Origin of the sequence: Candidatus Methanoplasma cognatum, from assembly GCA_009777615.1 — an archaeon.
Classification (GTDB): domain Archaea; phylum Thermoplasmatota; class Thermoplasmata; order Methanomassiliicoccales; family Methanomethylophilaceae; genus Methanoplasma; species Methanoplasma cognatum.
Genome location: WRLM01000001.1, coordinates 150,230 through 175,768, shown reverse-complemented (window position 1 = coordinate 175,768; position 25,539 = coordinate 150,230). Strand labels below are relative to the sequence as shown.

Annotated in this window: 24 protein-coding genes and 1 tRNA gene; 8 read left to right on the top strand and 17 right to left on the bottom strand. The window is 54.7% G+C overall.

Translation table 11 applies throughout. The features are described from left to right. Position 1 precedes the first annotated feature (1 nt). The 4 genes from FWG96_00745 to FWG96_00730 are packed head-to-tail and all read right to left on the bottom strand — an operon-like array spanning position 2 to position 2,533. A complete protein-coding gene (locus FWG96_00745) occupies positions 2-1,147 on the bottom strand; it encodes an NADH-quinone oxidoreductase subunit NuoD (protein ID MCL2031794.1) in 1,146 nt (381 codons plus the stop codon). After that, on the bottom strand, positions 1,144-1,614 hold the full coding sequence (locus tag FWG96_00740) for an NADH-quinone oxidoreductase subunit C (protein ID MCL2031793.1): 471 nt from the start codon (positions 1,612-1,614) through the stop codon (positions 1,144-1,146). Before FWG96_00740 ends, FWG96_00745 begins: the two co-directional genes overlap by 4 nt. 2 nt (positions 1,615-1,616) lie before the next feature. Beyond that, the gene (nuoB, locus tag FWG96_00735) at positions 1,617-2,180 is read right to left on the bottom strand and encodes an NADH-quinone oxidoreductase subunit NuoB (GenBank protein MCL2031792.1); all 564 of its coding nucleotides are present in this window, start codon (positions 2,178-2,180) and stop codon (positions 1,617-1,619) included. Beyond that, positions 2,171-2,533 (bottom strand): NADH-quinone oxidoreductase subunit A, encoded by a 363-nt coding sequence (locus FWG96_00730; protein ID MCL2031791.1) that lies wholly within the window; start codon positions 2,531-2,533, stop codon positions 2,171-2,173. Before FWG96_00730 ends, nuoB begins: the two co-directional genes overlap by 10 nt. Before the next feature lie 117 nt (positions 2,534-2,650). Here FWG96_00730 and proC point away from each other — a divergent pair, with 117 nt between their 5' ends. Then, on the top strand, positions 2,651-3,454 hold the full coding sequence (gene proC / locus FWG96_00725; protein MCL2031790.1) for a pyrroline-5-carboxylate reductase: 804 nt from the start codon (positions 2,651-2,653) through the stop codon (positions 3,452-3,454). 22 nt (positions 3,455-3,476) lie between these two features. Here the strand turns inward: proC and FWG96_00720 are convergent, their stop codons facing one another. The 9 genes from FWG96_00720 to FWG96_00680 all read right to left on the bottom strand — a co-directional run bounded on the left by FWG96_00720 (position 3,477) and on the right by FWG96_00680 (position 13,099). Further along, complete coding sequence (locus FWG96_00720) at positions 3,477-5,201, bottom strand: TIGR04190 family B12-binding domain/radical SAM domain protein (GenBank protein MCL2031789.1); 1,725 nt, start codon at positions 5,199-5,201, stop codon at positions 3,477-3,479. 1 nt (position 5,202) lies between these two features. Next, entirely contained in the window at positions 5,203-5,982 is a 780-nt protein-coding gene (uppS, locus tag FWG96_00715) for a polyprenyl diphosphate synthase (GenBank protein ID MCL2031788.1), read from the bottom strand. Positions 5,983-5,986: 4 nt separating this feature from the next. Beyond that, positions 5,987-6,937, bottom strand: coding sequence for a DUF1743 domain-containing protein (locus FWG96_00710; protein ID MCL2031787.1), 951 nt, complete (start codon positions 6,935-6,937; stop codon positions 5,987-5,989). A 2-nt stretch (positions 6,938-6,939) separates the two neighbouring features. Next, a complete protein-coding gene (locus FWG96_00705; GenBank protein MCL2031786.1) occupies positions 6,940-7,605 on the bottom strand; it encodes an RNA 2'-phosphotransferase in 666 nt (221 codons plus the stop codon). Between the two features lie 4 nt (positions 7,606-7,609). Continuing rightward, positions 7,610-8,479, bottom strand: coding sequence for a bifunctional methylenetetrahydrofolate dehydrogenase/methenyltetrahydrofolate cyclohydrolase FolD (gene folD, locus FWG96_00700; protein ID MCL2031785.1), 870 nt, complete (start codon positions 8,477-8,479; stop codon positions 7,610-7,612). A gap of 145 nt (positions 8,480-8,624) precedes the next feature. Further along, positions 8,625-9,422 carry a polysaccharide deacetylase family protein gene (locus FWG96_00695; GenBank protein ID MCL2031784.1) on the bottom strand — a complete coding sequence of 266 codons (798 nt, stop codon included), beginning with the start codon at positions 9,420-9,422 and terminating at the stop codon, positions 8,625-8,627. A gap of 1 nt (position 9,423) precedes the next feature. After that, positions 9,424-10,929, bottom strand: a complete 1,506-nt coding sequence (locus FWG96_00690) for an AMP phosphorylase (GenBank protein MCL2031783.1) — start codon at positions 10,927-10,929, stop codon at positions 9,424-9,426. Beyond that, entirely contained in the window at positions 10,926-12,164 is a 1,239-nt protein-coding gene (locus FWG96_00685) for a RuBisCO large subunit C-terminal-like domain-containing protein (protein MCL2031782.1), read from the bottom strand. Before FWG96_00685 ends, FWG96_00690 begins: the two co-directional genes overlap by 4 nt. Then, positions 12,161-13,099, bottom strand: a complete 939-nt coding sequence (locus tag FWG96_00680) for a ribose 1,5-bisphosphate isomerase (protein ID MCL2031781.1) — start codon at positions 13,097-13,099, stop codon at positions 12,161-12,163. Before FWG96_00680 ends, FWG96_00685 begins: the two co-directional genes overlap by 4 nt. Positions 13,100-13,301: 202 nt before the next feature. Between FWG96_00680 and FWG96_00675 the strand changes: the two genes are divergently transcribed. The 5 genes from FWG96_00675 to FWG96_00655 are packed head-to-tail and all read left to right on the top strand — an operon-like array spanning position 13,302 to position 17,795. After that, positions 13,302-14,222 carry a hypothetical protein gene (locus FWG96_00675; protein MCL2031780.1) on the top strand — a complete coding sequence of 307 codons (921 nt, stop codon included), beginning with the start codon at positions 13,302-13,304 and terminating at the stop codon, positions 14,220-14,222. A gap of 14 nt (positions 14,223-14,236) precedes the next feature. Then, positions 14,237-15,772, top strand: a complete 1,536-nt coding sequence (locus tag FWG96_00670; protein MCL2031779.1) for a hypothetical protein — start codon at positions 14,237-14,239, stop codon at positions 15,770-15,772. 20 nt (positions 15,773-15,792) lie between these two features. Beyond that, positions 15,793-16,155 carry a hypothetical protein gene (locus tag FWG96_00665; protein MCL2031778.1) on the top strand — a complete coding sequence of 121 codons (363 nt, stop codon included), beginning with the start codon at positions 15,793-15,795 and terminating at the stop codon, positions 16,153-16,155. A gap of 1 nt (position 16,156) precedes the next feature. Further along, positions 16,157-16,687, top strand: coding sequence for a hypothetical protein (locus tag FWG96_00660; protein MCL2031777.1), 531 nt, complete (start codon positions 16,157-16,159; stop codon positions 16,685-16,687). Between the two features lie 10 nt (positions 16,688-16,697). Then, a complete protein-coding gene (locus FWG96_00655) occupies positions 16,698-17,795 on the top strand; it encodes an SPFH domain-containing protein (protein MCL2031776.1) in 1,098 nt (365 codons plus the stop codon). A gap of 440 nt (positions 17,796-18,235) precedes the next feature. On the opposite strand, the gene FWG96_00650 is transcribed toward FWG96_00655, so the two are convergent. Both FWG96_00650 and FWG96_00645 read right to left on the bottom strand, forming a co-directional pair. Further along, entirely contained in the window at positions 18,236-20,458 is a 2,223-nt protein-coding gene (locus FWG96_00650) for a heavy metal translocating P-type ATPase (protein ID MCL2031775.1), read from the bottom strand. Next, entirely contained in the window at positions 20,458-20,676 is a 219-nt protein-coding gene (locus FWG96_00645; GenBank protein MCL2031774.1) for a heavy-metal-associated domain-containing protein, read from the bottom strand. Before FWG96_00645 ends, FWG96_00650 begins: the two co-directional genes overlap by 1 nt. Before the next feature lie 128 nt (positions 20,677-20,804). Between FWG96_00645 and FWG96_00640 the strand changes: the two genes are divergently transcribed. Further along, positions 20,805-21,329 carry an adenine phosphoribosyltransferase gene (locus tag FWG96_00640; protein MCL2031773.1) on the top strand — a complete coding sequence of 175 codons (525 nt, stop codon included), beginning with the start codon at positions 20,805-20,807 and terminating at the stop codon, positions 21,327-21,329. 124 nt (positions 21,330-21,453) lie between these two features. Here FWG96_00640 and FWG96_00635 read toward each other — a convergent pair whose 3' ends face one another. After that, entirely contained in the window at positions 21,454-22,284 is an 831-nt protein-coding gene (locus FWG96_00635) for a YfbM family protein (GenBank protein MCL2031772.1), read from the bottom strand. Positions 22,285-22,622: 338 nt separating this feature from the next. Here FWG96_00635 and FWG96_00630 point away from each other — a divergent pair, with 338 nt between their 5' ends. Further along, positions 22,623-25,169, top strand: coding sequence for a hypothetical protein (locus tag FWG96_00630; protein ID MCL2031771.1), 2,547 nt, complete (start codon positions 22,623-22,625; stop codon positions 25,167-25,169). A 177-nt stretch (positions 25,170-25,346) separates the two neighbouring features. Here the strand turns inward: FWG96_00630 and FWG96_00625 are convergent. After that, positions 25,347-25,422, bottom strand: a tRNA-Arg gene (locus FWG96_00625). Positions 25,423-25,539 lie beyond the last annotated feature (117 nt).

Here is a 25,539-nt window from a genome sequence, read left to right as displayed (position 1 = left end):
ATCACCTGTCGGTCTCTCCCAGACACATGTCTATCATCGCCATAACGACCGGGACGTCAGCCACTCTGCATCCTTGGACCAGCGGTTTGGACGCCGACACGTTCACAAAGATCGGACTGCGTACCTTTAGCCTGTACGGTTTTTCGGATCCGTCGGATATCAGCTGCATCATCGACTCGCCGCGGGGGTCCTCCATTCTCATGAACGACCTTCCTGCGGGTACTTTTGAGGGTACTTTGAGCCTGTACGGCGCGTTTCGGCCGATGGCTTTGATCTTCTGCAGAGCCTGTTTGATTATCTTGCAGGATTGGAATAACTCCTCGATCCTGACCCTGTATCTGGCATATGAGTCCCCGTCCTTTATCACGGGCACCTCGAAGTCCATTTTGTCATAGTTATCATAGGGATCGTCGCGGCGTACGTCGAAGTCCACGCCGGTGCCTCTCATCGCCGGCCCGGTTATTCCCAGGTTGGCGCATTCCTCTCTCGTGAGGACGCCGGTGCCTCTCATCCTTGAAACGAATACCGACGAGTCGTCCACCATCGCTATTATGTCCCATATCGCTTTCTCGAAGCGCTCAACGCATCTTGTGGCGAACATTGCGAACTCGTCGTCGATGTCGTTCCTTACTCCGCCGATGCGGGGGAAGTTGGTAGTCATCCTTGCGCCGCACATTCTTACGTTAAGGTCCATGAAGAACTCCCTCTCCCTCATCGCCCACAGGAACACTGTGAGGTTGCCGAGGTCGGTGCCCACCGCCGCGAGCCACATCAGGTGGGACTGGATGCGGCAGATCTCGTCCGCCAGTATCCTTATATATTTTGCTTTTTCAGGTATGTCGATGCCCAATGCCTTCTCTACTGTCATGCAGTACAGGTGGGTGTATGTCATGGATGCGGCATAGCAGAGACGGTCCGCCATCGGTATGATCTTCGGATACGTCCTGTTCTCGCATTCTTTCTCCCAGCCTCTGTGCAGGTAGCCGATTATAGGTTCGGCATCGTTCACTATCTCTCCGTCCAGCTGGACCTTGAGCGTCCAAAGCCCGTGGGAGAATGGGTGCTGCGGGCCCATTATGACCCACATCTTATCCGTATGGATGGGGGAGGTCTCGGCTTTGATGTCTATTGTGTCTTTGGCCATCATTCCTGCCCCCTTAGCTTATATGATTTCCTGAACGGATAGAACTCATAGGTGTCCGGCGTGAGCAGCCTCTGGAGTTTCGGGTGTCCGTCGAAGATGATCCCGAATAACTCATAGGTTTCTCTCTCGTGCCAGTTCCCTCCGACCCATATTCCCGCCACCGACCTTATGTGAAGGTCATCCGCCGGGAGTTCGGCCGTCAGCACTATGATTACCCCGTTGAAATAGTTGGACAGATGGTAGATCACCTCCATGTGATCCACCATATCGTTGCCCATTATCGAAGTCACGTGCTCAAATGTCAGATTCTTTTGGATGTATGCGCATATCTCGTGGATCGAATCTCTGTCCGCTTTTGCATACACCCTCCTTTCCTCGGTGCCGGTGATCTCCACCTTTCCGGGGAATTCGCTCCGGAGGAGATCGGATATCTCCTGAACGGTCGGCGCTTTATACACTTCGTCGGCCATCTTCAGTCCTCCAGGAATACTCCTCTTCTGAAGTAGTCGTCTATCTTCTTCTGGAGGAGCATGAAACCGTCTATCATCGCATCCGGCCTTGCCGGACACCCCGGTATGTAGATGTCCACCGGGACTATCTGGTCCAGACCCTGGACCGTGTTGTATGAATCATACCAGGGCCCGCCGGATATGGCGCACTCTCCCATTGCCACCACCCACTTGGGGTTGGGTATCTGCTCATACAGACGCCTCAGGTCGGGACGTATCTTCTTGGATATCCATCCGTTGACCAGGAGCACGTCGGTCTGTCTGGGAGAGGACCTGTATATCATGCCGTAACGCTCTGCGTCGAAACGCGGCGCGGATGCGGCGGCCATCTCCAGGGCGCAGCAGGCCAGGCCCCAGTGCAGAGGGTGCATGGAATTTCTCATCGCCCAGGCCCATATGGGTCCGGTGAGCTTGTCTACGGTCTTCTTCGTACCTGAGCTGAGGAGATCGTTGATCATGGCGGACGACCATGTCATGAACTCATCTTTGCTCATAGCGACAGCATGGGGGTAGAGACTCATATCCATACTGTTGCCTCCTTTTTAAGTGCATAGGCGACTCCCAAGATCATTATACCCAGAAGCAGGATCATCCATACGGTGGCCATGGTCGAAAGACCGGAATAGGCGACGGCCCACACCATGAGGAATGTGGCTATCAGATCAAACACCACGAAAATAAGCGCAAAGGCGTAGTACTGGAATTTGAACTGGACATGAGCATCCCCGATTGGTTCAGAACCGCACTCGTACGTATTCTCCATCCACAGAGTGGGCTTCTTAGGTCTTATGAACTTAGAAGTCAGCCACGCCAAAGGTGCAAAGGCAAAAGCCATGATGCCGACGGCGACCAGTGGTATGTAGGACACAACTAGTGACATTGAAGGTCGCCATGCTCTCTTTGATATATAACTTTTGCAGGCGCGCGGTTTATTGTCCTATATAAAAGCCTATTCGATAATTTATTAGCGGTAGAGAAGATATGCCAAACCGATAACATGCCGATAAAGATAGGTTTCATTGGGGCCGGAAGAATGGCAGAGGCAATGATGAGGGGACTCATCGCAGAGGACGTTTACTCCGAGGACGAGATCGCCGCGTGCGATCCCATCCCTGAGATCAGAGAAAGAGTGGCGGAGAATCTGGGCATCGCCGTGTACGAGACCGCCTCCGAGGTGGCGGGACTGACCAATGTGCTGGTCATAGCGGTGAAACCCGCGCACGTATCCGGGCTTTTCCAGAAGGAGGGCCTCAGCCTCGGGTCCAAATATCTTATCATAAGCATCGCCGCCGGTATCGGGATCGGTACCTTAGAATCATATGTGCCAGATGCAAGAGTTGTGCGCGTTATGCCTAACCACTGCTGCATGGTCTTGGACAGTGCGTCGGGTTATTCCAGGGGAAGCAAGACCACCGACGACGACATGGATCTAGTAGAAGAGATATTATCGTCGATGGGGTTGGCCTTTGAGGTAAAAGAGAAGGACCTGGACGCCGTGACCGGCGTCTCCGGAAGCTCCCCTGCTTTCTTTTACATGTTCGCGGAAGCGGTAGCGGAAGCGGGAAAGAAGAACGGTCTCTCTGGCGAAATTGCATTGGAGCTTGCGGCCCAGTCGATGATCGGCGCCGGGAGGATGATGCTTGAGTCCGGGATGACCCCAAAAGAGCTTGTCGAAAGCGTCTGCTCCCCCGGAGGCACGACCATCGAGGGGGTCAAAGTGCTGGAGGAAAGGGGCCTCAAAGCGATCACCGAAGAAGCTGTCGAGGCCGCGATCAAGAAATCGAGGCAGCTGGGCGGCTGATCTCCCTACTTTATTTAATTAATTATCTAAAAGAGGAACGTATAAGCCCGGACATCATCCGGGGGGCGTTCCTCCATATTGCTCCCGACCTCCAGTCGAGACTGTTCTTGTCGCAGATCGTGGAGTGCATCAGGTCCACGCTCTCTTTTTTTATCTCCAGAAGCCTGCTCTCCCTTTCTTCTTCATTTGGGATCGTCATTATATCATCCACTCTGTGCATCAGCGAGCGGGCGGTCTCCGTCCTTTCCTTCCTCTGCCTGAAGACCTCCGCGGATATCCTTGAGCTTTCGTACTCCATAGTCGCCAGCTCAATGGCGGCGTCATAGGATGTCTCCGCTATCGTGTCCCTGTCCATCCACTCCGTCTCATAGGATAGGACGCGCTTCCACGAAGGATTCTCCAGAAGTCTCTTGTGCTCTTCCAGGGTCCTTGCGAAGAACTTGTACCCCCATTTCTCGGGATCTTCGAACGCTCTGCTGCCTGGATCGACGAATGGCGCGAAAGGCGCATTGAAAATGAACAGTCCGTCCTCCCTGCCGACCAGCCCCCACAGCCTCTTTGACGCTCTGGCGCTGTCCATCGCGGACTCCCTTGTCTGGAACGGGAGGCCGGTCATGTAGAACAGATCGAATCTGCTGCATCCGTTCTCGAACGCAGTCACCACGGACCTCTCTATCGATTCGTTGGAGTACCTTCTCCCGGTCGCATATCTGACCTTCTCGTCATGGGAATCGGGGGAGAACTCTATGCTCCAGCCTCCGTCGAAGGCCTTATCCAGTTTTGAGAAGTAATCGCCGCCCGCTCCGCTGAAGAGTTCGACCACGACGTGATTCTTGATCTTCCTTTCTTTGACCGCCTTCAGGAACCTTTCGGCGTAATCGACGCTGTGCTGCCTTAGGTCACCGACAATGAAGATGGTCGTGCCGAGGTAGCTTTGGATCATATCCAGATCCTCCGCGAGCTTTTCCGGGCTTCTGTATGCTGGCGCCTTCCTGCATACGACCTTCCCGTTCGCATAATTCGATCCGCCGCATTCAGCACAGTTCATGGAGCATCCTCTTACCGAGAAGGCTGACGTCAGGGGCAGCTTGTCCCATCCGTACCAAGGAAGCGCGCCTTTGACATCCATGTGTCTGAGGACATTCTTTATCATCACCCCGTAATCAAAATTTATCTCGTCCAAACTTTCCGGGGAATGGGTGATGCCGTTGTTATGCACCTTCCCACCGTCGTCCTTCCAGACCAGGTTCGGGACCTCCGAAAGGTCCCTCCCTTCCTGAAGGGCGGACATCATCTTAACGGTAGGTTCCTCGGTCGTATCCCCTCTCATCACGAGGTCCGCCTCCGGCCTGCGGATCAGTTCCTCCCAGAAGTACGATGCGGCGAACCCTCCGAACTCCACTTTTGAATCCGGATGATGCTTTTTCACCAGCGCCGCTATCTCCGTCGCCCCGTGAACATGCGGAAGCCAATGGAGATCTATGGCGAAGACGTCCGCTTTCAGGGACCTGATCTTCTTTTCTACGTCGAACTTTTCATCCTGCAGCATCTGCACCGCAAGATTGACTATCCTCGTCCTGAACCCGGCCGCTTCCAGGTGGGCGGAGATGGTCATGAAGCCTATCGGATACATCTCAAAGACGGGGGATGAGGGGACGACATCGCTTACCGGCCCGTAGAAGATGGATTTCTTTCTGAAGTCGTACACACTGGGGGCGTGCAGGAAGACTATGTCCAAACGCGCCATTTCATTCACCGTAGCGTCTTATGCGCTGCTGGTACGACCTTATCGCTCTGAGAAAATCTATGTACCTGAAACCCGGCCAGTATACGTCCGCGAAGTACAGCTCCGAATATGCCAGCTGCCAAAGGAGGAAGTTCGACATCCTGATCTCCCCCGACGTCCTCAGAATGAGGTCCGGATCGGGCATGTCGGATGTGTAAAGGTGGCTGGAAAAGGTCTCTTCCGATATGTCGTCCACATCGAGTTCTTTGTTCGCAACCATTACCGCGATGTCTTTGACCGCCGCGATGATCTCCTGTCTGCTCCCGTATGCCATCGCGACGTTGAAACTGAAGTCCGAATACGCAGATGTTCTTTCGTCCGCATACCTTATTGCTTCCTTAACGCTGTCCGGAAGGTTCGAATGGTCTCCGAACACCCTTATTCTGACCCTGTTCTCGTGGATCCTCCTATCGTCGGCCATTCTGTACAGGGAGGCTTCCGACAGTTCCATGATGAAATCAACCTCATCCCTATCCCTTTTGAAATTCTCTGTGGAGAACGCGTATACCGTTATGTATGGTATCTTCAGCTCCAGGCACCACCACAGCATCTCCTCTATCTTCTCCTCGCCTTTGCGGTGGCCTTCTTTGCTGTCATTCTCCAGATACTCCGCCGCATATCTCCTGTTGCCGTCCATGATAATGGCTATGTGCCTCGGGATCGGCCCGTCGAGCACCTCTTTTGTCAGTTCCCTCTCATACCTCGAATATGCCGTCTTCGAAAGTATCCGGGGAAATGTCATGACATCACCGGAAATCCTCAGGTATCCCAGCAGCCATGCCGCCCATGTCGAAACAGCCTATGGCCGCGACTGCGCCGATCGCGCCTCTTGTGCCTGATATGCTTATGATCTGCACCCCGTTCTCTTCCGCGGCTTTGAAAGCGTCCTCTTCGGTAAGGATCTCTGTCTTTGCCCTCATGCCGTATCCCTCCAGCGCGGAAGGGATGCTGAGGCCTTTGAAGACGGTCATTGCAGAGCCGTCCGAGAACGATTCTTTCTTGATGAAATCCCTGCAGTGCTCTATCAGCGCGGGTATCTCCTCTTCTTTCACCGCGAAAGATACCGCGGTCGAACAGCAGTTCGTGGTCTTATTGGGGACCTTCGGATTCAGCTGTATTATCTTATGATCGATGAAACTGCCGATCGGACAGCTGTTACCCAGCTTAAGCGCCGCGACCCACGAGGCGCCTCTCTCTTTCGTATCGGTGTCGTCCACTCCGATGATGACCCTGACCGTCTTAGGCGTGATTATGTCAACGTGCGCGACGTGGGCCCCGCCTATTTTGAAATCGTCAGGATATTCCGTCTGGATCACATCGGGGCACTGTGCCAGACACGCGCCTATCCCGACCGTTGCTCCGGCGATGCCGTACCAAGTGGTCCTGACCTTGTCCCCTTCGACCTTGAGGGCCGCCAAACCCTGGCCTCCGACGTACTCCGACACCGGACCGAATTTGAGCTCTTTCTCCCCTATAACGGCATCCATTATCAGTGTCTGGCCTTCCATCCTTATATTTTCAATGACGCCTCCGGCCCTTCTGCGGTTCACGACGTCCCATTCTCCGGGGCCCTTCGCCGAACATTTTTCGACTATCTGCGCTATCCCTCTTTCTTCATCGACCATCGTGAGGAACCCTTTACAGAACAGCTGACCGTACTTCTGCCTGACCTCATCCGGCCTTAGGATCTGTACCATTCTCATTCCTCACTGTCGGCGTCGTCGTCTTCCCAGTCATCCGACTCGGCAACGTCCAGGAACTCCGGCGGGACCTGATCGCAGAGATATACCGTCTTTGCGGCCTTACCTATCTCTATGCCCGCGTCTATGCATCCCACGGTATCGATCGCAAGTATCACCGGGTCCGGCACTCTGACGGATCCGGCCTTCACCGCGTCGGAATACGAGCGCGAGAGATGCACCATCGCCCTGTCTGACGGGAACAACCCGTCCTCGAGGAGTATCCCGCATTCTTCTTCCGTCGTCGGATAGAAAAGTACCTCCGGGATATCATCGACCGGAAGCCTGAGGCTCAGTTCTATCGTGTGGCCGTATGTCGCCCTCACGTCGGCACCGGATATCTGGTATCTTCCTTTGGGATCTGTCTCCACCATCGCTTCTATGTGGTGCGTTCTCAGCCACCTCATCTTCGGGTTGTTCGCTTTCATCACGGCAACTACATCCCTCATATCGACGAACCCCTGTTCGTCCATTTCCAGCTCGAACTTCCCATGCCTGAGTATGCCGGCCATCGTCCTGCCGAGCTTTTCCACTTCGAAATCACTCATCAGGAATTTCCCTTCCTCTCCGCATATGGGGCAATATTCATCACGGAAATAGCCGTGATCCTCGCATTCCCTCATCATTTGATCACCTTGAAGCACTGACTCTCTCTGCGGCCGCGACCGTGTTTGCCATGAGCATGCAGATCGTCATCGGGCCGACCCCTCCTGGCACCGGGGATATCGCGGATGCTTTGTCCTTAACATTCTCGAAGTCTACGTCCCCAACCAGCTTGGACCCTTTCGCCGAAGCGGGGTCGTCCACTCTGTTCGTGCCGACGTCTATCACGACCGCTCCTTCCTTAACCATGTCAGCCGTCACGAAATTCGGCTTGCCCATCGCAACTATCAGAATATCGGCCTGCCTTGTTATCGAGGGGAGATCCTTTGTCCTTGAATGCACGACCGTGACCGTCGAATCCGCTCCGTCGCCTTTCTGCATCATCATCGCTGCCATGGGTTTGCCGACGATATTGCTCCTGCCCACCACCACTATGTGTTTCCCTTTGGTCTCCACGCCTGATCTGACAAGCATCTGCTGAACTCCAGCCGGCGTGGCGGGAAGGAAATCAGGCTCTCCTATGAGCATCTTCCCTACGTTCACCGGGTGGAAGCAGTCCACGTCCTTCTTGGGGTCGATCGCATTGATCACCGTCTTCTCATCGATATGGGGCGGCAGCGGCAGCTGTACCAGGAATCCGTGGATGTTCTTGTCATTGTTCAGTTCGCCTATCTTTTTCAGAAGGTCTTCCTGCGGGGTGTTCTCTGGCAGCGTCACCGTCACCGAATGCATGCCGAGCTCTTCGCATTTCTTGCCTTTCATCCTGACATAGACCTCGGACGCGGGATCATCGCCGACGAGCACGACCGCCAAACCGGGCGTGGTGCCTTTTGATTTTAGAGAGTTTATCTTCTCCCTAAGTTCTGCATATATGCCTTCGGAAATGGTCTTTCCCAATATCAGTTCAGACAGAATCTCACCATGCCTTGAAAGCTACTCCATGTATTAATTATTAGCGAGCTTGGCTTTGAGGGCGGTTATCTTTTTTGAGGCAGGTCCGCATGGGATCAGAGGGTCCTGCGATATCCACGCTGTCGCCGACTTATCCTTCCATCGTCTTCCTGACATCCGTCAGCGTCATCGGCCTGATGCCAAGATCCTCTATCCCTTCCAGCACCTTCCTCACGTTGCCGATGTTCTGTTCGATCTCTTTGACCGACATGATCCCCCTTTCTCTGGATTCGACGATGTGCCAGGTATGCGTCGCAAGAACAAAGGCGCCCTCTTCCATTGATGACGCCATCCTTATGTAATCCTCCGGCGCTCTTTTGGATTCGTGCATCGGCCAGAGGTAGGCGGATATCTTCTTCCCGGCGGCGTCCCTGCCTTCCGGGACGGGCATCTCCCATACGCCGCAGTCCATCTTTTCCGGCATGAGCGAAGGAGACATCGGCCTGTAGAGGGACGAATCTATGCCTATCCCGAACTCCGGGAGCATGCCTATTGTTTCCCTGTCTGCCCCCATATACGGCGCCCTGAAACAGCTTGGTTCTCTGCCGACCGCGTCCTTCACGGCCTCGGATGCCTCTTTCAGGATCGCTCTTTTTTCATCCGTTCCTTCTATCGAAGCAAGATCCTCATGCTCCACCCCATGTATGCCCACCTCGTGTCCCGAGAGAAGGCCGGCGTCCACCCTCCTCAGGGTGGCTGCCTCGGCGAAAAACGTCGCCTTTATTGCGATCTCGTCGAAAAGGTCCGCCAGCAGAGACAGCCCCTTATCGGATGAGGAGAACCTCGGCCCGGCGCCGATGCCCCGATCGATAGAACCGGCCGCTCTGCTGCCAGGTATCCTGATGTTGACATCCCTGTCCAGGTCGACCGTCACGCACAGCGCACGCATCTTACCTGGTCCTGGGGGCCGCTATCCTTTTCAGGAGCATTCCTTCAATATCGTAGGGTTTGTACTTTGCGGCGAGCTCCTTTGCCCTTTCTACCTTGGCCCTGTTGTCGCCGTATATCTCGAACAGGACCTCGCCTTTTTCGACCCTCTGCCCCTTCTTCTTGTACAGCAGTATCCCCGCGCCTTTGTCGGAGGGGGCGCCGGAGGCCTTTGCTATAGACACCAGGTCTTTGTTGGATATTGTGTGCACGTATCCTGATTTAAGGGATACCACCTCCGCCACGAATTCTCCGGGAACGATGTCATCCGACCTGATGTCGTAGTTCCCTTTCTGTGCAGCGACTATCTCCCTGAACTTCTTCATCGCGGCTCCGCAGTCCAGGATCTCCCTTGCTTTCTCCCCTCCGTTGGCGATGCCTCCCATCTCCAGTATCATACCGGCGATATCGCATGCTTTCTCAATGACGCTGGCTGGGTGCTTGCATCCCTCAAGTATGCGGATGCATTCCCTCGCCTCGAGCTTCGGACCGATAGCGCTTCCGACCGGCTGGTCGGCATAGGTTATCGCACATTCGACGTGGATGTTCAGTTTCTCTCCCAGATCCATGAAGTCGCGTGCGTATGCTTTCGCGACCTCTAGGGTCGGAACCTTCGTTCCTGAGCCGGTGGGGATGTCGACCACAAGATGCGTGGCGCCTATTGCCAGTTTCTTACTGAGTATGGATGCCAGCATCTGCGCGCGGGGGTTGATCCCCAGGGGGTGTTCCACCTTTATCACCAGATCGTCCACCGGTGCCAGGTTCATCGCGCCTCCCCAAGCCAGGACCCCGCCGATCTCCTCGGATATCTTCCTCAGGGTCTCAGCGTCCATCTCCACGTCGCAGAACGTTTCCACAAAATCTGATGTGCCGCATGCGCTGCTGATAGCTCTCGAAGACGTCTTAGGGAGCATCATCCCCGCAGCGGCGACGATCGATACCACGATGGGCGTTACCTTATTTCCGGGGACCCCTCCCATGCTGTGGAAATCGTAGACCGGAGCACGGGTGAATTCGACCCTGTCCCCGGTTTCCACCATCGCCTCGGTGAAGTCCGCTATCTCCTCGATATCCATGCCGTTGATGTACAGTGCGGTCAGCCACGCGGATATCTCTATCTTTGAGAGCCTGTTCTCCAGGATGTCCATGACTATGGCCCGTATCTCATCCTTTGAGAGCTTCTCGTTGTCCATCTTCCTTCTGATGCTCCTTACCGATTCTGGGCTGCTGGCATATACTATGTTCAGCTCGTCCCCGTCGGAGGCGCCGGTCCGGTATTTCAGATTGCCGGAGAGCACCGCTTCTCCGGGCTTCACGATCTCGGAGACATTGAGAAGCGCTATTGCCGATCTTTTCCCGTCGATCCTGACCCTGTCGTTGTCTTTCGCGCCTATCTTCACGGCGTCCTCGCCGTTTATCAGGACCACGGGCTCTGTGCTTATATTCAGGAATCTTACTTTGATATTCATTTTATTCCCCACATGTCGAGGGCCGTTTTGAGCTCGGGGTGGTCTTTGGCGTATACCGCGACGTCTATGCCGTTAAATGCGGCGTCTACTGCCTGGCACATGCCCATGGCGCCTTTCCTTACTCCGCCTGGGTGTCCGGCCACCCCTCCCCCGGCCTGTATCTGTACGTTGAACCCGGACGCATTTATCATCCTCGCGATCATTCCGGGATAGACCCCTCCGGAACAGACGGGCATCATGGTCTTGAACCTGCCGTCGTTGCTCAGGCAGGCCTCCAGGCTGTCATGGTCGCCTTTCTCGCTGCCGACCATCTTGCCTGCCCCGAGGGTCCCCACATGCAGCGCGTCCCCGCCGCACATCCTGACCAGTTTCGTGATCGGAAGCATTGCGATCCCGTGCAGCGGATCCTTGGTGAAAGCTCCGTGCATAGTGCGGTGCACATGTAAGGGCACCTTTATCGCGGGATCCTCGGCCAAAGCCTGCACGGCGGCGAACCCGCTCGTTATCACGTCCACCATTATCTGCTTGGCGCCCCATGATTGTACGTCCTCCGCAAGTTCGACGATCCTTTCCCCGTTCGTACTGACGTTCACGGCGTGGACCATCTTGTGGCCTTCCTCCTTCAGCCTGTCCAAGGCCTCCGCCACCGCCTTCGTCCTGTCCTCGATCGGACAGAAGGACTGATCCACTAGGGTCTCGTCATCCTTGCTGTTGGTGAGACCTCCGCTGCCCGCCTCATAGACATATTTCGCCGTGTCCTTAGGGGAAAGACCTATCTTAGGTTTGACGATCGTCCCGACCAGCGGCTTCTCCGGTCGGTCCAGGATCTTCCTCAGACCGTCCGCGCCGAATTTCGGCCCTTTGTATTTCTTCAATATACAGGGCGGGAATTCCGCATCCTCCAGCCTCACCCCGTGCAGGGATTCGAGACCGAACAGGTTGCCTGCTATGACGCTCAGTATCTGGGGGATCCCGCCGTTCTCGATGCTGAAGTCCTCCTCCGGGAACGCCAGCACCGCAATGTTGCCTTTGATGTCGATGACCTTTGCGCCATATCTCCTGAAAATGTCCTCATCCAGGGTCGATATCCCGGTCCATGTGCCGGTGGACTGCTCGGCGGCAAGCGCTTCCGCCGCCTTCTCCATCGGCAGGTCCGTTGTGACACGGTATTTGCATATTACGTGCGCGTCACGGTCGATCTCTTTTCCGATATGCATGTATGAGTAGGTCTTCATTGTACGTCCCTCACTTTGAATATGTCATTCCCCAGCTGCCTTACCATAACGTCATAGACGGATCCGGGCGATAATACTCCTATCTCCGTTATTATCGCGTCAATGTATTTTGCGGGCGTGGTGTCAAAGACTGGGTTGTATATCTTTACGCCCTCCGGGACATCTCCGGCCCCGACCACTTCCCCGCAGTCTCTTTCCTCTATCTCGACCATATCGCCGAACATCGTCATCGGAGAGAATTTGTATGTTTCGGTGCAGACGCTGAACGGGACCCTCGCCTCATCCGCCGACAGTGCCAGCTGCGACGTTCCGATCTTATTTATCAGTGCGCCGTTGGATGCTACTGTGTCAGCGCCTACGAACACCTTGTCCGTTTTTTTCATGACCGAGCGCACGGCGCTGTCTATTATCAGCGTGACGTCGACCCCCGCGTCCGATAATTCTCTGACGGTGAGCAGCCCCTGTCTCCACGGACGGGATTCCGTTGCGTATACCTTCACGGCCTTGCCTTGGGCATGGGCCTCTTTTATCACTCCGAGGGCGGCGCTGCTGTTGCAGTGCGTCAGCACCGTATCGCCGTCCTGAATCCTCTTTGCGCCGAACTCCGCGATGAGCCTTACGGCATTGGACGACATCTCGACGAACAACGCCGAATTGCGGACGACCGACCCCCTGGCCTCCTCCAGCGAGGAGGCGGCCTGCACGTCCCTCACACATGCCTGGACCCCGTTCCACAAGGAAACGGCGGTGGGCCTTGATTCAAGCAGCGTCTTCTTTGCCGCGCCGATATCTCTTTTAAAATCCTCCAGAGACCCTCCGGGATAGCTCCCGGCGAACTCTCCCAATGCTGACGCTCCGGCGCGGGCTATTCTGCCCGCCCCTCTTATCTTCATTTCTCTGATCTCAGACGCCGTGACGTTGACTGCATCGAACACATTAACCGAAGCGTTCTTGTGAGATTTAATAGGTAGTATGGGCATATTCCGTGACCTGGGTTATATACGGCCGAGAAAGGATCCGTTATCTTTGCGATGACGGATGCTCTCGGAAAGATCTGCGGCGGCCGAGGATGCCCGGACGACAGTGGGAACGAAAGGAACATTTATCTCATATACTTTACATAGTGCCGGCGTTAGAATGGTACTAAGTGTTTTCAAGTCAGGCGACGAGTTGTTCAACCAGGGCATAGACCTGGTAAAAAGGAAGGAATATGCCAAAGCGAGAAAGAACTTTGAGAAGACAATAGAAAAAGGCGGCAGGGAAGCGAATCTCGCAAGGGTGTATGTCGACATAATAGACGCATGCCTTGACCGCGACAACCCCGCCCGGTACACCAAGCTTGCGGCGACGCTTGCGAACACAGGGGACGATTTCGTGTTCGGGCTGACCGAGGTGAACCCGGCCAGACTTGCGACTGAATGCACGCTGCTTGCCGAACGGATAACCGTGGGAAGGATGCATGGGAACACCCAGGCGCAGAAGGAAGAAAAAGGGAATAAGTTCCTGGACATAGCCAGAAAATATCAGGCGCAGATCGGTAACGAAACAATAATGATCAGCGAACTCGTGGGGATACAGGTCAACACCGGCATCAAAGAGGCTCTGTATCTGCAAGCCCTGGGGTACGAGAACCTTGCCGCCGGAGCGGTGATGTCCGATCCTAAAAAAGCCGCCGAGCTGCTTCAGAACGCATACGCCTGCCGCAAGCAGCTGGGAGAGGACGGCCAGCAGAACATGAATCTCATAAAGGCGTACTCCAAATCGGCGAAATGCTGGATCTGCGGAAGGCCTTCGACCGGAGAGGGCGTGCACTTCCTCCCCATGTCCAGCGAGGTAACGCCGTTCATGAGGAAGTCCGATGACGACATACTGCAGTCCGCCCCTGCGGATTACAGCTCGATATATGTTTGCAAACCGTGTTATTCCTCCATCTCAAGGAGATCGGACGAGATAGCAAGGCAGTATCACGAAAGGGCCATGCAGGAGATGAGGGCAATGGAAGCGAGACTGCAGGCCGAGATCAGGAGCATGGCCGCAACAATGGTTATCAGACGGTGAACCAATTGGACGAGATGGTCATGCTAAGGTGCAAATACTGCGGGGCCCCTCTTGACAGGAAAGCCCTGGAGTCGGATTCCCCTTACATAACATGCTCCAGCTGCGGCACGTCCCAGCAGAGGATGGACGCCAAAGCATACCTTGACCAGATGATGGGGCAGATACAGTCCTGGATAAGCAAGACCATCCCCGGAGGATTCTCTCTGGCGCAGAGCGAGAATGTGGACTCCGTCGCCAGATTCAACATCTTCAACAACAGCGTGAGGCCCAGGATCGAAACTGAATATTCCGAATACAGGTTCGCTACCAACTCCCTGCTGGCGAACCCGCTGATAACGCTTCCGTTCACAACGGACAGCAGCGCCGTGCCAGTACACTCATCAGCAAAAGCATTCGAATTCAACGCCAGGGTCAAGAGCATCGAAGCGCTGGCGGTGGACGAGTCCTCCAAGGACATAATCGTATCCGCAGAGGAGATGGCCTCCGGATATGCGATGCTGATCAACAACACGAAGCTCCTGCATGAGGACAAACCCGGAAGGTATATCCTGCTGGCGAACAACTTTGCCGAGGCTTCCGCCGCGTTCAGGAAGATCAAGGGATACGGGCCGGCCGCAGACCGGTTCCAGGCCCTGTCCGGAATATGTACCGGATGCGAGAAACTGCTTAACGGGGACAGCATGGGCAGCCTGCAGTACTTTGAGAACGGGTATGCTCAGCTGGGCAAGGTCAAAGCGGCCATCGGCGCCGACCTGACCCTCGGCATAATGTACCAGGCGGTGGAGATGGAGATGACGCAGGCGAAGATACTGTCGGACCTTGCGGGGTTCATAACCAAAGGCGTCGCCAAGGATCCTATGCAGACGCTCAATGCCATCAAGAGGATAATGGGATTCAATTATCCGAAGACCGGGAAATGGGGATTCCTCCTCGGCAACAAGGACAGGTTCGGAGAGGTCTTTAGTAATCTTTCAAAGGCGCTCAGCGCGAAAAGCGGAGGAACGCTCCCGATAATATCCGGTTCCGGAGAATATCTGATACCTTTTTGGGATGTCGATCTCAAATACAGTTTCCAATCCGGCGCCGCATGGGCAAAAAAAAGCGTCGAGGTCGAGGAGGACCTGCTCATACCGGCGGACTTCGTCATAGATCCGCAGTGTCTCAGCGATCCGAGAAGCGCTCTTACTGATATATTCTCCATAAGACCGGAGAAAAGCATACTGTCCGGAATAAAGGGGACGGAGACCAGCATAAGCGGCGGGGAAGGGATCGGAAGGTTGTCCCGTACCGTCGCGCAGAACTCTCCGGGGGCAAGGAAGATAGTTGTCCCTCTTAGCACGGAGAAAGAAGCAAAGAAGCTGGTGAGCGAGTACCTTGCGGCTTGCACAAGCCAAGACTCGAAGCTCAAACTAAGCAATCCTTACGTAAAATCTCTTATCTATATACCATGCGATATCAAAGGCGGCCGTGTCGAGGTCCCGGGAGGATTCGGCAAACTGGTGCCGGGGCGCGTGAAGAGGATGGAGCCTTCTCAGATGATAATAATATGAAAAAAAGGAAAGTGAAAGAAATGAACAACAGAACATTGTCGGCGGTCACACTAGGGTCATTGATCATCTCGTTGGCGGTCGGATTGATTGTCTATGTCCTGACAGACAGATGGATAATGATATTGTGGACTACCATGCTGATATTCGGCATAGCTTTGTTCGTACTGTCATTCATGTACCCCCGCGAAAGCGGGAAATTCGGTCCCTCGGCCTTCACCTACATAATGGCCTGGGGCGTGATCGCGGCGGCCGTCGGCACCGTAGGCATTCTGAGCGTCTACACAGACATAAGCATATGGATACTCGCGGCGATACTCCTCATCGTCCTGGCGGTGGAGGGGATGACGATCGCATTCATGAACGGAAAGAAGGAGGGGCAGTGATATGTCATTGGATAAAACGGTAGAGAACCAAATGAAAAAGAATCAGTCCCTTGTCGAGAGGATCGGCCTTTACATCCCCATATACAAAGGATATAAGGAGAAGAACCTGCGCAGGGAGGAGGACAGAGCCGTGAGGACGGAGGTGGCCAGGGTCCTCGAGAGAGCCAAACTGGATCTGGTCACTGTACAGAGGGCGGCGGTGAACGACCTTGATATCATGAGGGACACCGAAAGGATAAGGAGCAAGGCCGACCGCTACTACATAGACGTGAAGAAGGCGGTCAACGGTTACAGCGCGTTCCACGCGGCGGTCAAGATCCTCGAATCGGAACTTGACGCATTGATAGAATGGGACGCGAAGCTTATCGACGATGCGGTCTCTCTGAAGAACGAGACGGAAACGCTTGTTAAGATGATAGATTCGGGCGAGACCAAACTGAAAGCGCCGCTGAGGGAGCTTGAGATAACGATCGACAAGCTCATAGAAGACTACAACGGAAGAGAGACCGTTATGAGAGGATTCAAAGAATAAGGTGATCTAAATGGCAGAAAAGACTAATGTTGTATTCTGGGCCAATCAGGGGCCGGATGACATAATATACAGATCGGAACAGGATGACCTCAGGACTATCACTTCGGTCACCGTGCCGGAACATGCGGTCGCCCTTTTCATCAGGGACGGACAGCTGGTAGGAACGCTGGAGCCGGGAAGGCACACGGTGACATCGGCGAACGTACCCTGGCTGACGAAGCTCTACAACCTCGCGCTCGGATACAAGGAAACGCCGTTCAAGGTCTGGATCGTGTTCATATCGCTCAAGATGTTCAACGGGAAGTGGGGCATCAGGAGCATGATAAAGGCCGGCAAAGAATACGAAGTGCCGATCGTCCTCATGGCGAACGGGGACTTCCAATTCAGGATAAACGACGTGGCGGTGTTCTACACCCAGGTGCTGGGAGGGCTGAATGCGTACACGACCGGCGATGTGAATTCGTTCATGAAGAGCTTCATCAACGAGCAGATAATCCAGCAGATGAACACCCAGTATTACATGGACATCCTGGAGAATCTTGAGAAAGCGTCCACGAACACGAAGATCCTCATCGAGCACTACTTCTCACAGAGGGGGATAGAGCTCCTATCGCTGAAGATCAACGAGGTCCTTACCACGGACGAGGACCGCCAGAAGGTGTTCAACTACCTGCAGTTCAGCAGCAAGAACGGAGAGGCGTTCAGGAGGTATGAGGTCATGGAGAAGATGGCGAATGCGATCGGAGAATCCACAGGAGGAGCGGCGATGGGCGCGGGGATGCTCCTGTTCCCGCAGATGTACCAGCAGCTGCAGCAGCAGCCGGTGCAGGGGGTCCAGCAGCAACAGCAGCAACAGCAGCAGGTCACGAAGGTCATGTGCCCCACCTGCGGCGGTTTGAACGAATACCCGTACAAATACTGCAGCAGCTGCGGACAGCCGTCGCCTCTGATGGCTCCCGGGCAGCCGGTGCAGGCCCAGCAGGCGGCTCCCGCCGGAGCTGCCGGCAGCGGGAAGGCGTTCAAGAACTGCCCGTACTGCGGAGAGGACCTGGGCGGCCTCCCGAAGACCCCGAAATTCTGTCCTTACTGCTCAGAGCAGATAAACTGATCCGGCCCCGCGCCGGATCTTAATTCTTCTTTTTCAAATGACAGTTTAGGATTTGCCGCCGGAATTGTCTTGTCGGTGCCTGTTACGAATTTTGCAACGACCGCGTCCGCCGGCGGCTAAAATCTCCTCTTTGAGTGTCATTTTTTCGACTTTCGTAGCTTTACTACGAATAACAAACAAAGCTTCGGAAAGATTGTTATAAATAGTAGAAAAACTATGTCTATACGGAGGTTAGTGAAGATCGCAAAAAGTAATACGTCAAAACCCTGCGGCGAGAATGCTCTTGTAAAGGAGATAGGCGTCAAAGAGAAAGACTGGTCGATTGACACTTTCCGCTGTACGTCCTAAAAGGTTTTTACGGAGCATTCGCAAGACTCAACGGATGACCGCAATAATCCGGCCCGCGCCGGAACCCTTACCCGAAAGGGATGTTGTTCTCCTCATTTTTTCATACTTATCGGTCGGAATCTTCTGAGACGCAGCGCGTTCGTCACGACGGATATCGAAGAAAATGACATCGCCGCTGCCGCGAGCATCGGCATCTCCGGCATGACCTCCGCACCAAACAGATACGGAAGGCCCGCCGCAATGGGAATGCAGACCGCATTGTAACAGAATGCAAGGAAAAGGTTCTGTTTCACATTCCTCAGCGTCGCCCTGCCCACCTCTATTGCCGCCGGGATGCTTCGAACATCGTCGTTTATGATCACAACGTCTGCGGCTCCTATCGCTATATCCGTTCCGGAACCTATTGCGATGCCCAGATCAGCCTGCATGAGTGCCGGGGCGTCATTGATGCCGTCGCCGGCCATTGCGACATTCTCTCCTCTGACTTGAAGTTCTTTTATGATGTTCAGTTTGTCTTCCGGCATGGCCTTTGCGTGAATTTCCGTGATCTCCGCCGAATCCGCTACCGCCTTCGCCGTACCTTCCGAATCCCCGGTCACCATTACCGGCGTTATCCCCATACTCCTGATGGAGGATACCCCCTCCTTTGCGGATGCCCTTACGCGGTCGGATATTGCGATATACCCGGCAAGCGCCCCGTCAATGGTGACGAGAACGACAGTTTTTCCTTCTGTCATAGTGTCCCGGATGCTATCGGGCCCGGGATCGATACCGAGAAAGTCCTCATTGCCGATCGCTATGACCTTACCGTCCGCTATGCATCTGACCCCTCCTCCGGGTTCGGATATGAAATCCGACGGCTCGGGAACAGATATCTCCCTCTCTTCCGCATAAGAGGCGATGGCCTTCGCCAGCGGATGCTCCGACCTTGACTCAGCCGACGCTGCCAGCCTTATCAGCTCTGTCTCCGGGATTGCGGATATTATATCGGTTACGGCAGGCCTTCCCTCCGTCAGTGTTCCCGTTTTATCCAATATGACCGTCGTTATTTTCCCCGACCTTTCCAGTGCGGCTGCGTTCTTGAACAGTATGCCGTGTTCGGCCGCTTTCCCTGTGCCGACTGTCACCGCAAGCGGCGTCGCGAGGCCCAGCGCGCAGGGGCACGCTATAACAAGAACAGATATCAGTACCACAAGAGAGGACTCTACGCCCTTTCCGAACACCATCCACATCAGGCATGACGCTGCCGCGATCACAATCACAACAGGAACAAACACCGCCGCTACCCTGTCAGCGACCCTTGCGACCGGTGCCTTAGTGCCTTGTGCGTCCTGGATCATCCTGACTATCTTGAACAACACTGTGTCGCTGCCGACCCTCTCCGAGACCGCCTTCAGGCTGCCGTTCATGTTCATGGTACCGCTGTATACCGGGTCTCCGGCCCCTTTCGTGACCGGCATGCTTTCCCCGGTGAGCATCGACTCGTCTACCGAGGAACTTCCCTCTATCACCGACCCGTCGGCGGGTATCCTTTCCCCCGGCCTGATGACTATCGTTTCGCCTATCACGATCTCATCGGCGGGTATGGTGACCTCCTTCCCGTCCCTCATGACGTTGGCCGTGGGAGGATTTATACTCAAAAGTCCTTTGACGGCGTCGTTCGTTTTGACCTTTGACGTTGACTCGACGTACTTCCCTACGGAGACCAGCGTTATTATCACTGCTGCGGAGTCATAGACCAGCGAATGTGCCGAATGCGCATCGCCGTGGAATATCAGCGCCGTGGAATACAGGCTGTAGACCACTGCGGCTGTGGTGCCCAATGCGATGAGCGTGTCCATTGTGGGAGTCCCCGATATCAGCGAAGGATATCCTTTTGTGTAGAACCTCCTCCCAGCTGCCAGGACCGGGATGCATAGGGACAGCTGTATCAACGAATATATCTTGGGCTCATCGCTGAGAGGGATACCGAGTCCGAACATCGGGCCCATCGCAAGGATCGAAAGAGGTATGGTGAAAAGTATTGAGACTATAAGCTCCCTCTTCATTCTTACCGAGTTCGAACGTTCTCTTTCCGCCAGCGCGTCCGGGTCATCCTCCAGTACGTCATATCCGGCCTTCCTTATCGCACCGGCGATCTGTTCCTTTCCTGTCTCGGAGGGATCGTACAGGACCGAGACCACGTTGTTGGAGAAGTTCGCGTTGGCCTCCTTCACCCCGTCCAATCTCTTGAGCGCCTTTTCTATGGCGGAAGAGCAGGCGGCGCAGGTCATCCCGTCCGTTCTGAGATTTATCCTTTCGGCATCCCGGCTCATCAGAACAGTCCGTGTTTGACCTTCGATCTGAACCCCGCATCCAGCACGGCGCGGATAAGGTCCTCGTCCTTTACCCCTTCCTGCATGACCTCGGCGGTCCCTTTCTTTAGATCTACTTTCACGTCGGTCACTCCCTCCGTATCTAGGAGGGCGTCGCTGACCTTTTTCGAGCACATCTCGCAAGACATGCCGTCTATTTTCAAAACCGTCTTAGCCATGAAACATTATCCGAATCTGGATATAACATCGTTTGCTCCTTGCCGCGCAGGGTACGGGCCCTGACACAGGCAGATGACAGGAATAAACAAAATATAAACGGGCAAAGAGATTCGGCAGGTCGATAAGCATGAAAGAACTGAAGGATTATGTCACGGCCATCCCCGATTTCCCGAAAAAAGGGATATTGTTCAGAGATATCACCACTGTCATCGAGGACCCGGAGGGTTTCAAGCTGGCCGTCGATGGTCTGATAGCCTTGCTTGAGGGGACGGACTTCGACCTCATACTCGGATCGGAATCAAGAGGGTTCGTCTTCGGCGCGCCCGTGGCATATGCGATGGGAAAAGGTCTGGTGCTTGTTAGGAAGAAGGGGAAGCTTCCTAGGGAGACCATCTCAGAAAGCTATGAGCTGGAATACGGGGAAGCGGCCTTGGAGATGCATACCGACAGCATAAAGAAGGGGCAGAGGGTGGTGATCGTCGACGACCTCATAGCGACCGGCGGTACGACCGCCGCAGTGATCAAGATGGTCGAAAGGCTGGGCGGAGAGGTTGTAATGATATGCTTCGTGATGGAGCTTGCAGGCCTTAAAGGAAGGGAAGCTCTCAAGGGATACCGGGTGGAATCCCTGATAATATACGAGGGAAACTAAACGGTCACGGATCGAAGAAGATATCGCAGAGCATGTGTCCGATATTACCGTGAGGATGACCGCGCCGAATCCTGCAGTAACGATCCCCATGCGCACTCGTTCGCCGCCGAGACCTCGGTCGATATTACCCTTCGTCATCAATTTCCTCATATCTAACGAAGATTGCCATCCCTTTGTTCTGTTCCGCCGCCCGGCGGTAGATCTCCCGCAGCTCTGTGAACTCATCCCTAACCGCGCTTATGATGTAGTCAGCTTCCTTCATGACCGATTTTGGGTCGTAGCCTTCCAGCCAGCCATGCTTGATGAGCTTCCTGATGTCGGCTCTTTTGAGGAACGCTTTTTCCGTGAACGGCTCCAGCCTTTTACATATGTCCCTGACCTCCTCGGACGTCTTGAACACCATCGGCTCTGCGACAACGGATCGGCCAAGATCCAGGGTCCCCGGCGCGAACGCCTCGCCGTCCGGCCCGGTCACGATCTCGCCGCCGCCGGTCACGTCATCCATGGAGGGATCCTTTCCGTAATCGGTAAGCACAAGGTCCAGGCCTTCGGACATCTCAACAGATATCTCATCTTCGGAAGACGTGAGCCTGTTCATCATCTCCTCGCCGCCGAACTCCCCGGCGGCAAATGCGGCGATGACCGCATCCTCTGCCGGAAGGAAGCAGATGCTGCTGCTGACGAGAAGCTCCGGATCCTCATACTCCTCATCGCCGCCCTCCGCATCGGACGCATGCGTCTGAGGGACCCTTTCGGTGGCCGCCTGCACCGCTTTCTGGATCTCTGCCACCGAAATACCCTGCTGCATCAGCTCTCGCATGTTTCTTTCGATGAAGGAAGAAAGATCGGCGGCCAGCGCCTCTGCTTCCTTACCTTTGGCGGCGTTCACTCCGTCGAGCTTCTTCCGCAGGCCGTCGGTGAAATCGGCCAGTGCCCCGACCGCCGCTTCATCCATTCCGCTTCACCTCCCGATCTGCGCCGACCCCGTAAAGATCTCCCGTCAGCCTCTTCTCATCCTGATAATAGTTCAGACCTTTCTTTGTCCTTTTTGACCGCATGGAGGATAATCCGTATGCGGCGTATATATAGCAAAGGTCTGGTCGGCATGGGTCCCGTATGCACCCGGACTGATCTTCCAATTTATTCCGGAGACGGCAGCAGCCTTTGTCGGATGCATTCCTACCTGGGGCCGGTGCTGCGTGACTTCAATACCGAGGTCTTAAACACTCAACTGAGAAATCGGAAAAAGTATATAATCTCAATAGAGAGTTATATAAAAATAAAGTGGTATTTATGACAAAATCAGGCATGTTCAAATCAAAGAAGTCCCGCTACTTTGCGTTGGCGGCGGTTGTGCTCGTAGCGGCTTTACTGATCATAACGGCGACGGTCGTTTCTCAAGAGAAAGATGAAACGCCGGATAAACGTATGAGCACTCTTTATGTCGACACCGACGGCACGGAGAAATTTTCTGATCCGGCCGCTACCGAGATCGACGCCGCTTATCTCGCATCTGCCTCATACACCCTAGGCGACGGCTGGTATCATGTCGTCGGCACTTTCTCACTCGGGAGCAATATGCTGTATATCACCGGGGACACCCACATCGTCCTGGCCAATAACATTACAATGACCGCCTCAGGAGGGGTCACGGTCACCTCAGGGAACAGCCTGTCTGTCTACGCACAATCGACCGGGAGCGATATGGGCAGATTGAGCCGCAGCGGCACCACCATAACTCTTCAGGATAACGCCAGCCTGACCAATACCGCCTACATCACGGGAAATACCGCCGTCAGCGCCGGCGCCGATGTTCATATCACGAACGGCGTCACCGGCACTCTCAGAGGAAGCTCGAGCACCGGCATCAGCGTCTCTTCCGGCATAATTGTGAACGATGGTCTGATCGAAAGCAGGGGGTCTATTAACCCCGGCATCTACTCCTCCGGCTATTCTGAAATCACCATCGGGAAAACTGGCACCGTCGAAACCATCAGCTGGGGGATCCGCCTCATGGGAGGAGGCTTAATAGATAATTCCGGCACAATAATGAGCACAGGGGGCGTAACCGGCACCGGGATCGAAGGCGCCGGCTATATGACCGTCATCAACAGAGAGGGCGCTCTGATACGGGGCGGCAACGATGTGGGTCTCATTTTGGGCCTCGGCGGCGTGATCGAGAACTCCGGTACGATCACATGCATAGCGGGTTCCGGACTTTATATCAGGCCCGGCACAAATTCCGGCATCCCTTCGGACAGACCTCCTCTCAGCGTCACTGTCACAAACAATGAGGGCGGCATAATAGATGATTTCTACAACTACAAAGATAATTTGACAGTCACTCTGATGTCCGGCAGCGAGATCACCCGCACCTTCAGAATGGGTCCGGGCGACTCCACCATCACTTTCGCCGGAGACCCCGGTGCGTCGCTCACCTATACCAAAGTCGAAAGCACTTCGGCCCTCGGCGCGGGGATCACCGGAGTGAGCATCGCCGTCGGCGATCTACCGTCGACCATCGGTGTCGGAGACGTGCTCGTTCTCATCGACGGGGGCGGGGCGATCTCCGGATACCCTAAGAACAGCACCTACAGCAGCGGAGGTTATTCCTTCAATCTGTCCGTCGCCGGTAGCCAGCTGATCGCCACGGTCACCGCGACCCCTGGGAGCAGCACATACGGAATAACGGTCACACCGTCTGCGCATACATTCCCGAATGCTGCGCAGGGTTATTCTGCGCAAAGTCCCGTGACAATAACAATCGACAATATAGGTACCGGGGAGACCGGCGGCCTCTCGGTCGATATCTCCGGCGCTGATGCGTCTGCTTTCACAATATCAACGGCGTCCGTCAGCAGCATCGCGGCAGGCGGCAGCAGCCCGTTCACCATCGTACCCAAAACCGGTCTTTCGCCGGGAACCTATTCGGCTACTGTCACGGTGGGTCCGGCGTCCGGCAACAGCAATCCTATTACGCCTGAGACTGTCGACGTCAGCTTCACTGTCACAAGCAGTATTGTCCCTCCACCGGTACCGCAGTATACTATCACCGCGACGGCCGGCCCTGGAGCGAACATCTCTCCGGCGGGGACCGTCATGGTTTCTCGCGGCAGCAACCAGAGGTTCAATTTCTCTGCTGACGCGGGATATTCCATATCGGCGGTTATCGTGGACGGAGCACATCAGACCTTGAGGAACATCGGCGACGGATTCTATATTTTCCCCAACGTGAGAGCAAATCATACCATTGACGTCAGGGCGACCGCTCACCCGGAAGAGATCATCACTCTTACCATCACCGTGGCGGAGGGCAAAGGCCGCGCTGAGTTCAAAGTGAACGACGGGCCATTCCAGCCATATGACTCAGAGGTCCCTATTCCGGCCAACTCCGATCTGATCCTGAGGGCATACGGGGACAGCGGATACAAATTCAAAGAATGGCAGATGGGGACGACGGTGTACTCCAGCTCCCAGATATCATTCGATGACGTCACGGAATCCCTGCACCTGGACCTCTATTTCGAGAAGAGCGGCCTCCCCATATGGTGGATCGCCGTAGGGTTGCTGCTCCTGCTCGGTCTCCTGCTGTGGTTCTTCGTCTTCTACAGAAGATATTATGACGTGCACATTCAGATGTTCTCGGCGATAGAGGGCAAAGAAAGAGCGCACAGGAAGAGTCCGTATACCTTTGCGATGAAGAACGGATATTCGGGCGCGGTTGCCTATCGCGTCAAAGAGGACGGGGAATGGAAGCAGGTGTTCTCCGATGATGAAGGAGCGTACGTCATCCCGAGAGGGGAGATAACGGGCGAGCTGTATCTGGAGGACCGTCCCTGAAAACGACTTAAAAGCGGGGTATGACCCCGCTCTTTTTCTCAATCATTTCTCTTTTACTAGGGAATGGTCAAGCTGACTGTGTTAATGCTGAGATCGAAAGAAGATGAAAATGGGATCTTTTCCGCTCAGGTTCAGCAAAAGCCAAAAACGCCGACAAAGATCATTGCTGGATGAGACTGGCGGGCCCGCCGGGATTCGAACCCGGGTGTTCGGCTCCGAAGGCCGAAAGGATTATCCGCTACCCCACGAGCCCCTTTTCCTACAACACGCACTGATTATTTATTCCTGATTAGACGCCGAGCTTCTGCTTTTGATGCGGTAAGCATTATATAATCTTCTCGCAGTTAGTGGAATCGTGAGTAAATAACTC